The organism is Acidovorax sp., from assembly GCF_034519795.1.
In the GTDB taxonomy this organism is placed as follows: domain Bacteria; phylum Pseudomonadota; class Gammaproteobacteria; order Burkholderiales; family Burkholderiaceae_C; genus Acidovorax.
Window position 1 is genome coordinate 26,553 of sequence record NZ_JAXHOB010000027.1, and the last position, 14,201, is coordinate 40,753.

Consider the following 14,201-nt stretch of genomic DNA (forward strand, 5'->3'; position numbering starts at 1 on the left):
AGTTCCACGGTGGCGCTAGCCTGGTGCATGCCCGTTTCACGGTTTGGGGAGCCTGCAGTCTGTATGCTTGGGGCCATGAGCATCCCTGAGACCCCGCCACCCGATAACCCGGACAACGCACCGACCAAGCCAGTCCAGCCGCGCAACCCGTTGCACGGCGTGACGCTGGAGGCCATGGTGGTGGGGCTGGCCGATTACTTCGGCTGGGACGAGCTGGGCCAGCGCATTCCGGTGCGCTGCTTCCAGGTCGACCCAAGCGTGGGCTCCAGCCTCAAGTTCCTGCGCAAGACGCCCTGGGCGCGCGAGAAGGTCGAGAGCCTGTACCTGTTCATGCTGCGCGACCAGCGGCGCAACGCGCAGGGGTAAGCGCAGGCAGGCGTCAGGCGGGCTCTGCCACAGGCAGATAGCGCTCGATATGGCCCATGGCGCGGGCCACGTACTCCTCTTTTTCGCCCACCGGGGCGAAGTAATGCAGTGCCGTGGCCGCCTCCTGCACACCCGCAAGGCGGGCAATCACCCAGCCCGCCAGGTACGACGATGCCAGGCAGCCCCCGGCCGTGGCGATGTTGCCACGGGCAAACAGCGGCTGGTCGAGCACCGTGACACCCGCCGCCTGCACCCAGGGTTTGGTGGTCAGGTCGGTGCAGGCCGGCACGCCATCGAGCAGCCCGAGTTTTGCCAGCACCAGTGCGCCCGAACACTGGGCGCCCAGCAGTTGGCGGCGGGGGTCGAACTGCATCGATCCCATCAGCGCCGCGTCCTCCACCACCTCGCGCGTCTTGATGCCGCTGCCGATCAATACCGCATCGGCCCTCTGCGCCCAGGCCAGCGAGGCATGGTGCGGCTCGACCACGATGCCGTTCATGGAGCGCACGCGGGCCGCCGGGCAGACCAGCGCCACCTCCCAGCCGGGGCGTTTGACCCGGTTGAGGATGCCCAGGGCGATCAGGGAGTCGAGTTCATTGAAGCCGTCGAAGGCCAGCAGGGCGATGCGCATGGAGGGGTTCCGTTGGGGGGATGGAGCCGCCATCGTAGGCAAAGCACTTAGTACAATCAAAGAATTGTCATAGATACGCTTGGGATTGCCATGGGTCTCGTCCGGTACAAGCAGGTGGTCGATGCACTGGCGGCCGATATCCGCACGGGCCGGCTGCGGCCCGCCTCCCGGCTGCCTACGCACCGCGAACTGGCCGCCAGACACGGCCTGGCGCTGGGCACGGCGAGCCGGGTGTATGCGGAGCTGGAGGCCATCGGCCTGGTGGTGGGCGAAACCGGGCGCGGCACCTTCGTGCGCGACCCCTCGTACCCGCGGCCGGGGGCCGACCTCACCGCGCCACAGGCCAGCGCCATCGACCTGTCGTTCAACAACCCCAGCGTGCCCGGGCAGACCGAGCAATTGCGCGAGGCCCTGCGCCAACTGGCGGCATCGGGCGACCTGGAATCGCTGCTGCACTACCAGCCCTATGGCGGGCGCCCGCACGAGCGCGCCATCGTGGCCCGGCACCTGCAGTCGCGGCTGCTCAAGGTCAGCGGCGAGCAGGTGCTCATCGTCAACGGCGCGCAGCACGGCATGGCCATTGCGGCGCTGGGCCTGCTCAACCCCGGCGACATCGTGGCCGTGGATGCCCTCACCTACCCGGGCTTTCGCGTGCTGGCCGAACGCCTGCGGCTGGACCTGGCGCCCGTGCCCATCGGCCCGGAGGGCACCGACCTGGATGCCCTGCAGCGCCTGTGCCACGCCCGGCCCGTGCGCGCCATCTACACCATGCCCACCGTGCACAACCCGCTGGGCTGCGTGATGCCGGCGCGCTCGCGTGGGCGGCTGGCCATGATTGCGCGCCAGCACGACCTGCTGGTGATCGAGGACGCGCCCTACGCCTACCTGGCAGGCGACGCCCTGGTGCCCATCGCTGCGCTCGCGCCGGAGCGCACGGTGTATGTCTCCAGCCTGTCCAAGAACGTGGCCACCGGCCTGCGCTTCGGCTTTGTCGCGGCAGCGCCGGCGCTGATCGCGCCGCTGGAGCGCGCCATCCGCGCCACCTCGTGGAACACGGCCGGCGTGCTCACCGCCATGGCCTGCGCCTGGATCGAGGACGGCACCGTGGCCCGGCTGGAGGCCGAGAAGCGCGCCGACACTGCGCAGCGCCAGGCCCTGGTGACCAGCGCACTGCACGGATTACCGCTGGTGCGCCACCCGCACTCCTACTTCGTCTGGCTGCCGCTCGGCGATGACCAGCGTGCCGACCGCATCGCCGCCACGCTGCTGCGGCGCGGCGTGACCGTCTCCACCGCCGAAGCCTTCGCCACCACGACCCACGTGCCCCAGGCATTGCGCGTAGCGCTCGGGTCGGTCGCGCTGGAGGACCTGCCCCACGCGCTGGCGCTGGTGCGACAAGCCGTGGAGCAGGATTCTTCGTGAACGGTGAAGGTGACTGCCTGGCGGGGCGCCGGCCCCAGCCCGATGGGGGCTGGGGGCAGGCTCCTCAGTCCCCGTTGGCGACGAGGAAGTTGCGGCTGATGCCGCCGCCCAGGTCGTTCACGCGGTCCAGGAACTGCGTGAGGAAGGCGTGCAGCCCGGTCGACAGGATTTCGTCGATGCGGCCGTACTGCAGGTCGGCCAGCAGGCGGCCGGCGCGGCGCTGGGTTTCGGACGAATGGTCGTTGGCCAGCACGGCCAGGTTGTCGACCACCTCGCGCATGCTGGCGTGCAGCGAGCGCGGCATGTCGCGGCGCAGGATCAACAGGTCTGCCACACGGCCCGGCGTGATCACGTCGCGGTAGACCTTGCGGTAGACCTCGAAGGCCGAGACGCTGCGCAGGATGGCGCTCCAGTGGTAGAAGTCGTTCTCCTGGTTGCGCTCGCTGGCGCGGCCGAAGAAGTCCTTCTTGACCGCGTGGAACTTCACGTCCAGCAGGCGCGCGGTGTTGTCCGAGCGTTCGAGAAAGGTGCCCATGCGCAGGAAGTGGAAGGCCTCGTCCTGCAGCATGGTGCCCAGCGTGACGCCGCGCGACAGGTGCGAGCGGTACTTGACCCATTCGAAGAACTGGCCCGGATCGCGCTCGTAGGCATCGCCCTTGAGCAGGCGCTGCAGTTCCAGCCAGGTCTGGTTCTGCGTCTCCCAGATCTCGGTGGTCAGCGCGCCGCGCACGGCGCGGGCGTTCTCGCGCGCAGCGCGCAGGCAGGAGACGATGGACGAGGGGTTTTCGCCATCGCGCACCATGAAGTGCAGCACGCGCTCGGGCGTCACTTCGCCATGCTTGGCCGTGTAGGCGGGGATCAGCTCGCTGATGGACAGCAGGCCCTCCCAGCCCTCCTGCGCCACGGCGGCGGACTGGGGCAGCAGCGATGTCTCGTAGCTCACATTGAGCATGCGCGCAGTATTCTCTGCCCGCTCGGTGTAGCGGGACATCCAGAACAGGTGGTCGGCGGTGCGGCTGAGCATTATGGGGTCCCTCCTTCTCCGAGCACCCAGGTGTCCTTGGTGCCCCCGCCCTGTGATGAATTGACGACCAGCGAGCCTTCCTGCAAGGCCACGCGGGTCAGGCCGCCGGCGACCATCTGCACCTCGCGCCCGCTGAGCACGAAGGGGCGCAGGTCGATGTGGCGCGGGGCGATGCCGCTTTCCACATAGGTCGGGCAGCTCGACAGGCTGAGCGTGGGCTGGCCGATGTAGCCGGCCGGGTTGGCCAGCAGCGCGCGGCGGAAGTCCTCGATCTCGGCCTTGGTGGCGGCCGGGCCGATCAGCATGCCGTAGCCGCCCGCGCCGTGCACCTCCTTGACCACCAGCTCGTGCAGGTGGTCCAGCACGTACTGCAGGTCGTCCTGCTTGCGGCACATCCAGGTGGGCACGTTCTTCAGGATGGGCTCCTGGCCCAGGTAAAAGCGGATCATCTCGGGCACGTAGGGGTAGACCGACTTGTCGTCGGCCACGCCCGTGCCCACGGCGTTGCAGATGCCCACGTTGCCTGCGCGGTAGGCCTCCATCAGCCCCGCGCAGCCCAGCGTGGAGGTGCGGCGGAATACCTGCGGGTCGAGGAAATCGTCGTCCACACGGCGGTAGATCACGTCCACGCGCTGCAGGCCGCGCGTGGTGCGCATGTAGACGAAGCGGTCCTTGACCACCAGGTCCTGGCCTTCGACCAGTTCCACACCCATCTGCTGCGCGAGGAAGGCGTGCTCGAAATAGGCGCTGTTGTGCATGCCCGGCGTGAGCACCACCACCGTGGGCTCGTCGGCCGTGGCCGGGGCGCTGGCGCGCAGGGTTTCGAGCAGCATGTCGGGGTAGTGGGCCACAGGCGCCACCTTGTGCATGCTGAACAGATCGGGGAACAGCCGCATCATCATCTTGCGGTTTTCCAGCATGTAGCTCACGCCGCTGGGCACGCGCAGGTTGTCCTCCAGCACGTAGTACTCGCCCTCGCCCTGGGCGTTGGGGGCGCGCACGATGTCGATGCCGGCAATGTGCGCATAGATGTTCTGCGGTACCTGCACACCGGCCATTTCGGGGCGGTACTGGGCGTTGTTGAGCACCAGATCGGCCGGCACGATGCCGGCACGGATGATGTCCTGCCCGTGGTAGACGTCATGGATGAAGCGGTTGAGCGCCGTGACCCGCTGCACCAGGCCCTGCTGCATGCTGGCCCACTCGTGCGAGGGGATGATGCGGGGTATCAGGTCGAAGGGGATGAGGCGCTCGTTGCCGGCACCGTCCTCGTCCTTGGCGCCATAGACGGCAAAGGTGATCCCCACGCGGCGAAAGATCATCTCCGCCTCGGCCCGGCGGGCCTGCATCACGTCCACCGGCTGTTTGGACAGCCATTGCGCGTAGCGCTTGTAGTGTTCTCGCACGTCGCTGCCGTCAAAAGGCAGCATGGCGTACATCTCATCAAATTTCTGCATGAACTGGCCTCCTGCTTGCAGGATAGCAAGTTGTGCGCCCAGTTTCCCGAATCGGCCTACCAAGGCACTGTGCCATCACCGGCCCTCAAGACTCAGCGCGACAAAGCTGGCACCATGCTGTGCTGCCAATACCGCTGGCCGGATTCACGCTGGCAGGCCACGCCATCGGGCCAGGCCGATGACCAGGTGGCGGCCCCGCAGCGCGCCGACTCCACCACGGTGATGCCGCGTTCCTGGTAGCGCGCCACCACCTCGGGCGCCGGATGGCCAAAACGGTTGCGGTAGCCCGCCTGCACCAAAGCAGTGCGCGGCGCCACGGCATCCAGGAAGGCCCCGGTGGACGAGGTCTTGCTGCCATGGTGCGGCACCAGCAGTACGTCGGCCTTGAGCGGCACGCCACGCGCCAGCAGGGCCTGCTCCTGCCCGGTCTCGATGTCACCGGCCAGCAGCGCCACGGGGGCCTGCCCCCCGGCCGCCACGATGCGCAGCACGCAGCTGATGTGGTTGGCGCGCACGGCCGCGCCCGCATCCCCGGGCGCGGGGTGCAGCACCTCGAAGGCCACGCCATCCCACTCCCAGCGCTGGCCCGCCAGGCAGGGCGTGGCCGGGCGCAGCGCCTGCAGCTCGTGCCCGGCCTCGATGGAGCCCGTGAGCCTGGCACCGGGTTGCTGGGCCAGCACGGCCGCGGCGCCCCCCGTGTGGTCGGCATCGCGGTGGCTGAGCATGAGCACGTCGACCCGCTCGCCCAAGGCCCGCAGCAGCGGCACCAGCACGCGGTGGCCGGCATCGCTCTCCAGGCTGAAGCGCGGGCCCGCGTCGTACAGCAGGGTGTGGCTGGCCGTGCGCACCAGCACCGCATTGCCCTGGCCGATGTCGGCGGCCAGCAGCTCGAACTGGCCGGGCGCGGGCCGACCGGGTTGCCACCACAGCACCGGCAGCAGCAGGGGGAGGGCCAGCAGGCGCAGCCGCCATGGCAGGCGCATGGCCAGCAGCAGCCCACCGGCCAGGGCCGCCGCGCCGGCCCACAGCGGCGCCACGGGCAGGTACAGCACGGCCATGGGCCAGGTGGCCAGCCACTGCAGCAGCGCGGACAGGGGCTGCAGGCTCCACAGCGCCAGGTTCCACAAGGGCACGCAGAGCACCCCGCCCAGTGCCAGCGGCGTGACGACGAGCGTGACCCAGGGGATCGCCACCAGATTGGCCACAAAGCCCACCAGCGACACCTGGCCGAACAGCAGCAGGGACAGCGGCGTGAGCGCCAGCGTGACCACCCACTGCTCGCGCAGCAATGCCAGCACGCGCACCCTGCCCGTGGGGGGCGCACCGCCCACGGCCCGGGTGTCGGTGGCGAACAGCACGGCCACCGCCACGAAGCTCAGCCAGAAGCCCGCCTGGTACAGCGCCCACGGATCCACCCAGACCACGGCCGCGCAGGCCAGCAGCCACACCTGGGGCCAGGGCCAGCGGCGGCCCGAGAGCTGCAGCAGGGCCACCGTGGCCAGCATGGTTACCGTGCGCTGCGCGGGCACGCCCCAGCCGCTGAACAGCGCATAGGCGGCCGCCAGCAGCACCCCGGCCACCAGCGCCGCCGTGGGTGCCGGCACGGCCAGGCACAGCCGCGGCGAGCGGCGCCACAGGGCACCCACCAACAGCGCAGCAAGCCAGGCAAACAGCGTGATGTGGAGCCCGGAAATGCTCATCAGATGTGCCACGCCGGTCGCCCGGAACACATCCCAGTCGACCCGGTCGATCGCCCGCTGGTCGCCCGTGACCAGGGCCGCCACCACGCCCGCCATGCGTGCACGGCCGGGGTCGTCGGGGTCCAGGCCCGGCGCCAGGCGCGCCAGGATGGCATCGCGCACGGACTGGCGCGCCTGCTCCACCGGGTACCGCCAGGTGCTGGCCAGCCGCACGGGCGCCAGGTCCTTGGGCCCCGTGCGCACCGTGCCTGTCGCCTGCACACCCTGCTCCCAGGCCCAGAGCTCGTAGTCGAAGCCGTGCGGGTTGCTCAGGCCATGCGGTGCGCGCGGGCGGATGGTCATTTCCCAGCGCTCGCCCGCATGCAGGGCCGGCGGGCGGCGCTGCGGCTCCAGCGGCCGCACGGTGGTGGTGGCGCTGGTGGCGCCGAAGAAAAAGCCGCCGTACCAGGAGACGTCCATGCGCCCGGGCAGCTGAACGGGCTGGCGCGCCGACCCCGCACCCTCACCGGGCAGCCAGGCCGATTCCACATCCAGGCGCAGGCGCACGCCCGCCTCGTTGACCTGCGGCATGGCAGCGATGGTGCCGATGACGCGGATGCTCTGCCCCTCCAGTGCCGGGTCCAGCGCACCCTGCAGGTAGACCGTGGCGCGCAGGCCGGTGGTGGCGAAGAGCAGGCTGGCACCCGCACAGGCCACCAGCAGTTGGCACAGCCAGCGGCGGGCATTGCCGCCGGACCGGACCAGCAGTCCCGACAAGCCCCACAGCGCGACCGCGCACGCCAACACCAGCGCATAGACATGCCAGTGCCACAGCACCGGCTGCTGCAGCTGCAGTGCCGCCCCCACCAGGCTGCCCGCCAGCAGCGCGGGCAGGCGCCACTGGGCCGGCGCATGGCTGCGCACCGCCGCCAACACCGGGGCACCGGGGGAGGTGGCTAGCACGCTGGCAAGGGGTTCGGGCATGCGCGCATGCTAAACCGCGGGCGCAACAGGCCTTCGCGCACCACCGGGGCGCCTGGGTATGTAACACTCGCATGCTGCCCTGGCCTGGCCCGGTGAACATCGCCACCTACTGCCGCGGGCCCGATCAACCACCTCCAACCAAGGACGACGACCATGAGCGTTTACGACAAGCTTTCCGAACTGAACATCAGCCTGCCACCGGTGTCGGTGCCTGCTGCCGCCTATGTGCCCTACGTGCAGACCGGCAACCTGGTGTTCCTCTCCGGCCACATCGCGCGCAAGGACGGCAAGCCCTGGGTGGCCCAGTTCGGCAACAACATCAGCACCGAAGAAGGCAAGAACGCTGCGCGCGCCGTGGCCGTGGACCTGCTGGGCACGCTGCATGCGGCCACTGGCGGCGACCTGAACCGCATCAAGCGCATCGTGAAGGTGATGAGCCTCGTGAACTCGACCGGCGACTTCACCGAACAGCATCTGGTGACGAATGGCGCGAGCGAACTGTTCGGCCAGGTGTTCGGCGACAAGGGCGTGCACGCGCGCAGCGCCTTCGGTGTGGCGCAGATCCCCATGGGAGCCTGCGTGGAAATCGAACTGATCGCAGAGCTGGCCTGAAGCACTTGCTGACCGGCTGACAGGCTGGTCAGAACGACTCCCAGTCCTCCTCTGCGCCTGCCATCGCAGGCGAGCGCGCTGGCGCGGGCTTGGCCGGGGCTGCAGCAACCTTGGCTGCCGGCTTGTTGCCCGCCTGGGCAATGCGGGGCGCACTGGCCTTGCTGACGGCAGCCGGTCTGGCCGGCGGTGCGGGGGGGTGCGCCGCACGCATCGGCGGGGCCACGCCGCCGTAGGCAGCCCCGTTGACCTTGAACACCGAGACCACCTGCGCCAGGTGTTCGGCCTGCTCGCGCAGGCTCTGGGCGGCGGCGGCGCTCTCTTCCACCAAGGCGGCGTTCTGCTGCGTCATCTGATCGAGGTTGCCCACGGCCTGGTTGACCTGGTTGATGCCCAGGCTCTGCTCGGACGATGCCGAGGTGATCTCGCCGATCATGTCGGTCACGCTCTGCACCGAGCGCACGATGTCGGTCATGGTCGTGCCCGCATCGGCCACCAGGCGGCTGCCGGTTTCCACCTTTTCCACCGAGGCGCTGATCAGCGCCTTGATCTCCTTGGCCGCCTCGGCGCTGCGCTGGGCCAGGCTGCGCACCTCGCTGGCCACCACTGCAAAACCCCGGCCCTGCTCGCCGGCACGCGCCGCCTCCACGGCCGCGTTGAGTGCCAGGATGTTGGTCTGGAAGGCAATGCCGTCGATGGTGCCGATGATGTCCGAGATCTTCTTGCTGCTGTGGTTGATGTCCTCCATGGTGGAGACCACCTGGGTCACCACCGCACCGCCGCGTTCGGCCACGCCCGTGGCGCTGGCGGCCAGGGTGCTGGCCTGGCGGGCGCTGGTCGCGCTCTGGGCGATGGTGCTGGTGAACTGCTCCATGGCCGCTGCCGTCTCCTGCAGGTTGCTCGAGGTCTGCTCGGTGCGCGCCGACAGGTCGTGGTTGCCGGTGGCGATCTCGGCGCTGGCAATGGCGATGCTGTCGGTGCTCTGGCGCACCTGGTGCACCATGCGCCCGAGCGAATCGCTCATCGCATACTGCGAGCGCAGCAGGTCGCCGAACTCGTCGCCGCGCGTGACCGAGCCTTGCTCGCTCAGGTCGCCGGCCGCGATCTTGGCCGCGAGGTCGTTGGCCTGCGCCAGGGGCCGCTGGATATGGCCGATCAGGTAGTAGGCCCCGGCGACGATGGCCAGCAGCAGGACGCCCACCGCCGCCGCCGCTATTTTCACCGTGAGCATGCGCGATGCAGTCATCTCGGCCAGCCGGGTCTGGGCCGTGCTTTGCTGCAACTCCACGAAGTCACGCAGGGTCTTGAGGTAGGCGGCCACCGCCGGGTTGTAGGTCTGCTTGATCAGGGTGACGGCCTCTTCGGCCTTGCCATCGGCCTTGAGCTGGCGGGCCTTGCCGCGCAGATCGAGCATGGCCTTGCGGGCGTCGGCGATCTTGGCCATCTGCGCCTTGTCCGCGTCGGACAGGGCCATGCCTTCGAGCGACTTCTGCACTTCGGAGATCTGCGCCGAGGTGGCGGTGATCACGTCCTTGAACTCGGCCTCCACTGCCGGGTCGCTGCTCACGATGAGGGCCTGCGTGCGGGCCGCGTTGGTCTCGGTAAGTCCCGTCCAGCGGATGGCGGCGCCCACGCGGGTCTGCATCTCGCGGGAGACCGCGTCGGCCTGGGCCTGCACCTTGGCCGAGCGGTAGGCCGAAAAGCCCACCACGCCGGCCAGCATGACCACAATGAAGATGACTGCGAGCCACAGTTTCTGGGCAATGCGGATGCGTTGGAACATCATGGTCTCCTGTCGTTGTCGATCTTTGCCGGGCCTGCCCGCCACCACCGGGGCGAAACCCGGAGTGGCACCAGGGCAGACACTTTTTTACATATGGTGCGCCCGTTCTGGCATTTCGTCCAATCCGTAGCAACCCGTGGAATGTTGCGATGCACCAAAAAAGAAGCCACCCGGGTGGGTGGCTTCCTGGCTTCCTGGCTGCCGCGCGGCGCGCTTCTATTCGACGCGGGTCACCGACGCGGGCTTGAAGCCCAGGTCCGCCGCCTTGCCCTTGCGCCCGCGCGCGGCCCGGGCATTGTTGAGCGAGCGGATCTCCAGCGTCTCCTCGCGCTCCTTGCCACCGCGGCCGATGCCTTCGATGCGGACGCTGCGCGTATAGGCCGCGGCACCGGCCAGCGTGTCCTTGGGTTCCAGGTCGATCAGCATCAGGCCGCGTCCGCCATTGGCCATGGTCTTGAGCTCGGTGATCTCGAAGGTCAGGATGCGCCCGCCCGCCGAGGCGCAGGCCACATGCGTGGCCGCCGCCAGCGGCTGGCCGCCGGTGCTGCCCGCGGCATGCGATGGTGGGCACACGGTTTCGCCCTCGCCCAGCGTGAGGAAGGCCTTGCCGCCCTTCTGGCGCGAGACCATGTTCTCCACCGACGCCAGGAACCCATAGCCGCCCGAGTTGGACAGCAGCAGGCTGGCACTGGCCGGCCCGGCGAAGTAGTGCAAGAGCTGCGTGCCCGATTCGAGCTCGATCAGCGTGGTCACGGGCTGGCCGTCGCCGCGCGCACCGGGCAGCACCGACACCGGCACCGAGTACACCCGGCCGTTGCTGCCGAAGGCCAGCAGGGTGTCGACCGTGCGGCACTCGAAGGTGCGGTACAGGCCGTCGCCCGCCTTGAAGGCGAAGCTCGCCGCCTCGTGCCCATGGGCGCTACGCGCGCGCACCCAGCCCTTTTGCGAGACCACCACGGTCACCGGCTCATCGACCACCTTGACCTCGGCCACGGCCTTCTTTTCGGCCTGGATCAGCGTGCGGCGCGGGTCGGCGAAGGTCTTGGCATCGGCCTCGATCTCCTTGACCATCAGGCGGCGCAGCGAGCCGGGGTTGTTCAGGATGTCTTCGAGCTTGCTTTGGCTGTCGCGCAGGTCCTTGAGATCCTGCTCGATCTTGATGGCTTCGAGCCGGGCCAGCTGGCGCAGGCGAAGTTCCAGGATGTCCTCGGCCTGGCGGTCGCTCAATGCAAAGCGGGCGATCAGCGCGGCCTTGGGATCGTCGGACTGGCGGATGATGGCGATCACTTCATCGATGTTGAGCAGCACGAGCTGCCGCCCTTCGAGGATGTGGATGCGGTCCAGCACCTTGCCCAGGCGGTGCTGCGAGCGGCGGGTGATGGTGCTCTGGCGGAAGGAGATCCACTCCTCCAGCATCAGGCGCAGCGACTTCTGCACCGGCCGGCCGTCCAGGCCCACCATGGTCAGGTTGATCGGGGCCGAGGTCTCCAGGCTGGTGTGCGCCAGCAGTGCGGTGATCAGCTCCTGCTGCGGCGTCTTGCCGGTCTTGGGCTCGAACACCAGGCGCACCGGCGCGTCCTTGCTCGATTCGTCGCGCACCACGTCCAGCACGGCCAGCATGCTGGCCTTGAGCTGGGTCTGGTCCTGGCTCAGCGCCTTCTTGCCGGCCTTGACCTTGGGGTTGGTGATTTCCTCGATCTCTTCGAGCACCTTCTGCGAGCTCACGCCCGGCGGCAGCTCGTTGACCACCAGTTGCCACTGGCCGCGCGCCAGGTCCTCGATCTTCCAGCGCGCGCGCACCTTGAGGCTGCCGCGGCCCGTGCGGTAGGCGTCGGCGATGTCGGAGGCAGCGCTGATGATCTGCCCACCGCCCGGGTAATCGGGGCCGGGCACCAGGGCCAGCAGGTCCTCTGCCGAGAGCGACGGCGTCTTGATCAGCGCCACGCAGGCGTCGGCGATCTCGCGCAGGTTGTGGCTCGGGATCTCGGTGGCCAGGCCCACGGCAATGCCGCTGGCACCGTTGAGCAGCGCGAACGGCAGGCGTGCGGGCAGCTGGCGCGGCTCGGTGGTCGAGCCGTCGTAGTTGGGCATGAAATCGACCGTGCCTTCGTCGATCTCGTCGAGCAGCAGGCTGGTGATGCGCGACAGGCGTGCCTCGGTGTAGCGCATGGCCGCAGCGCCATCGCCATCGCGGCTGCCGAAGTTGCCCTGGCCGTCGATCAGCGGGTAGCGCTGGGCAAAATCCTGCGCCATGCGCACCAGCGCGTCATAGGCCGACTGGTCGCCGTGCGGGTGGAAGCGGCCCAGCACATCGCCCACCACGCGGGCGCTCTTGACCGGCTTGGCCGCCGTGTTGCGCGTGGGGCCGCTGTAGCCCAGGCCCATGCGGTCCATGGAGTACAGGATGCGCCGCTGCACGGGTTTGAGGCCATCGCACACGTCGGGCAGGGCCCGGCCCTTGACGACCGAGAGCGCGTACTCCAGGTAGGCGCGCTGGGCATAGCCGGCCAGGCCCAGGGAATCGCCGCCGTCGTCGGAGGCCGGAAAATCGAGAGTGGGTTGGTCGCTCATTCGTTCTTGTGGGATTCAGGAGGTTCGGTCATTGCGGGCGTCTGCGCCACCCGGGTGGGCGGCAGGTTGCCCCGGTTCAGGGCGCCGCCCGAGAGCTCCATGCGCACGCGGCCGGAGACGGCGCGCCGCGCCTTCTCGGGCGCCGGCGGCTTGAGCTGCGCATACAGGCCCATCACGGTACGCACGTAGTTCTGCGTTTCCTTGTAGGCCGGGATCTGGTTGCCCGCGCGCTGCACCGCCCCTTCGCCTGCGTTGTAGGCGGCCAGCGCCAGGTCCAGGCGCTCGGGAAACAGGTCCAGCAGGTGGCGCAGGTAGCGGGTGCCGGTGGGTACGTTCACGGCCGGGTCGGCCAGCTTCTTCTCGACCGAGCGCTTGGCATCGGCGCTCACGCCAAAGCGGGTGGCCGTGGCCGGCATCACCTGCATGAGACCCACCGCTCCCTTGGGCGACACGGCACCGGCATCGAAGCCCGACTCCGTGGCGATCAGCGCCTGCAGCAGCTCGTAGTCCACCTCGTGCCTGGCGGCGGCAGCGCGCAGGTGGTGCTTGACGCGCTTGTAGTCCGGCGCAATATCGAAGTAGGCCAGGAGCCGCGCGCCCGCCGGTGACAGGGCCGGGGGCTCGGCGCTGGCGCCCGCCGGCCCATCGCGCGTGGAGTCGAACTCGCTGCCCTTGAAGAACAGCTGGTAGTTGGCATCCACCTGCTCGGGCGCGAAATGCGTCACCCCGCGCGGGTCGACATAGGCCCAGAGGTCGGCATGGGCAGGGCGTGAAAAAAGGCCGAGCCCCATCACCACGCACAAGGCTGCGTACATTCCAGCACGGCGCCAAGCCACGCCCCGCTCTTGCAGAAATGAAACGTACCAAGCCATCATGGACCGGTTGCCCTTTCGAGCGCACTCGTTTTCTCCAGGGCATCCAGGCCCGCTTGAAGAATTTCTTCCTGCTTTGCGACAGGCATTTTCCTGATGTCCGCTAGACGGATCGAGCCGAGAATATCCATGTCGCGCTGGATCGTTTCCAGCCTGCGTTCCATGCGTGCCGACTCATTGCGTTCCCAAAATTCCTCCGTGCCGTAGCGCTTGCACAGAGCGTACATGGCCTTTTCCAGGAAATCCGGACTCACATCGAGCAGACGCAGCGGCACCTGGATGAGCCGGCCATGTGCCGCAACCACAGGACGCCCCCATTGCCAAGGCCACTGGCCCTCCCTGCCCTTCAGAGAAACTGCCGTCGAAGGATCAACCACCAGTTGCAGTTGCAGAAAGTTGCTGTGCCTCACTGCCGCATCGTGAAACTTCGACCAAGGAACAAAACACTCACCGACCACATGGAATCCGCGCTGGTCTACACGCAGCAGATAACCGCACCGGACAGCGCGGGTGGCCTGCAATACATGCGTCCAGAGCGGGATTGCGAGCAGCAGTACAGTGGTCACCAGAGCAATGCCGAACACAGGGTCTCTGCGCGCATGCGCTGTTCCGAACAGCACCGCCAGCACGCCCATACCCGCGAGGAAAGCCACCGTCAGCAGCCATCGAGACCACCTGAGCCCAATGACCAATCGTGCTTGCGAGAATTCCTGGGCAGGTGCCTTCTCCCTGTCGACGCTCCGCATTGAAAGCGGTGGTACGCGTTCAGGCATCATGACGAAATTTTGGGATAGGGGGTAATT

The 14,201-nt window shown here is 68.5% G+C and carries 11 protein-coding genes; 3 read left to right on the forward strand and 8 right to left on the reverse strand.

The window, feature by feature from the left end:
* Positions 1–75 precede the first annotated feature (75 nt).
* Positions 76–366: a VF530 family protein gene (locus tag U5N23_RS27750; protein ID WP_322595935.1), complete on the forward strand. Its 291-nt coding sequence runs from the start codon at positions 76–78 to the stop codon at positions 364–366.
* Between the two features lie 13 nt (positions 367–379).
* Here the strand turns inward: U5N23_RS27750 and U5N23_RS27755 are convergent, their stop codons facing one another.
* Entirely contained in the window at positions 380–997 is a 618-nt protein-coding gene (locus U5N23_RS27755; RefSeq protein WP_322595936.1) for a DJ-1/PfpI family protein, read from the reverse strand.
* 90 nt (positions 998–1,087) lie between these two features.
* Between U5N23_RS27755 and U5N23_RS27760 the strand changes: the two genes are divergently transcribed.
* On the forward strand, positions 1,088–2,419 hold the full coding sequence (locus tag U5N23_RS27760; protein WP_322595937.1) for a PLP-dependent aminotransferase family protein: 1,332 nt from the start codon (positions 1,088–1,090) through the stop codon (positions 2,417–2,419).
* Between the two features lie 64 nt (positions 2,420–2,483).
* On the opposite strand, the gene U5N23_RS27765 is transcribed toward U5N23_RS27760, so the two are convergent.
* The 3 genes from U5N23_RS27765 to U5N23_RS27775 all read right to left on the reverse strand — a co-directional run bounded on the left by U5N23_RS27765 (position 2,484) and on the right by U5N23_RS27775 (position 7,563).
* Positions 2,484–3,443 carry an alpha-E domain-containing protein gene (locus U5N23_RS27765; protein ID WP_057202295.1) on the reverse strand — a complete coding sequence of 320 codons (960 nt, stop codon included), beginning with the start codon at positions 3,441–3,443 and terminating at the stop codon, positions 2,484–2,486.
* The gene (locus tag U5N23_RS27770; RefSeq protein ID WP_322595938.1) at positions 3,443–4,900 is read right to left on the reverse strand and encodes a circularly permuted type 2 ATP-grasp protein; all 1,458 of its coding nucleotides are present in this window, start codon (positions 4,898–4,900) and stop codon (positions 3,443–3,445) included. Before U5N23_RS27770 ends, U5N23_RS27765 begins: the two co-directional genes overlap by 1 nt.
* Positions 4,901–4,992: 92 nt before the next feature.
* Positions 4,993–7,563 carry a DNA internalization-related competence protein ComEC/Rec2 gene (locus U5N23_RS27775; protein ID WP_322595939.1) on the reverse strand — a complete coding sequence of 857 codons (2,571 nt, stop codon included), beginning with the start codon at positions 7,561–7,563 and terminating at the stop codon, positions 4,993–4,995.
* A gap of 153 nt (positions 7,564–7,716) precedes the next feature.
* On the opposite strand from U5N23_RS27775, the gene U5N23_RS27780 reads away from it, so the two are divergent.
* Positions 7,717–8,175: a RidA family protein gene (locus U5N23_RS27780; protein ID WP_322595940.1), complete on the forward strand. Its 459-nt coding sequence runs from the start codon at positions 7,717–7,719 to the stop codon at positions 8,173–8,175.
* Positions 8,176–8,203: 28 nt separating this feature from the next.
* On the opposite strand, the gene U5N23_RS27785 is transcribed toward U5N23_RS27780, so the two are convergent.
* The 4 genes from U5N23_RS27785 to U5N23_RS27800 all read right to left on the reverse strand — a co-directional run bounded on the left by U5N23_RS27785 (position 8,204) and on the right by U5N23_RS27800 (position 14,174).
* Positions 8,204–9,955 carry a methyl-accepting chemotaxis protein gene (locus tag U5N23_RS27785; RefSeq protein ID WP_322595941.1) on the reverse strand — a complete coding sequence of 584 codons (1,752 nt, stop codon included), beginning with the start codon at positions 9,953–9,955 and terminating at the stop codon, positions 8,204–8,206.
* A 216-nt stretch (positions 9,956–10,171) separates the two neighbouring features.
* Positions 10,172–12,526, reverse strand: coding sequence for a DNA topoisomerase IV subunit A (parC, locus tag U5N23_RS27790; RefSeq protein WP_322595942.1), 2,355 nt, complete (start codon positions 12,524–12,526; stop codon positions 10,172–10,174).
* On the reverse strand, positions 12,523–13,341 hold the full coding sequence (locus U5N23_RS27795) for a lytic transglycosylase domain-containing protein (protein ID WP_322595943.1): 819 nt from the start codon (positions 13,339–13,341) through the stop codon (positions 12,523–12,525). Before U5N23_RS27795 ends, parC begins: the two co-directional genes overlap by 4 nt.
* 56 nt (positions 13,342–13,397) lie before the next feature.
* Entirely contained in the window at positions 13,398–14,174 is a 777-nt protein-coding gene (locus tag U5N23_RS27800; protein ID WP_322595944.1) for a hypothetical protein, read from the reverse strand.
* Between the last annotated feature and the right edge of the window lie 27 nt (positions 14,175–14,201).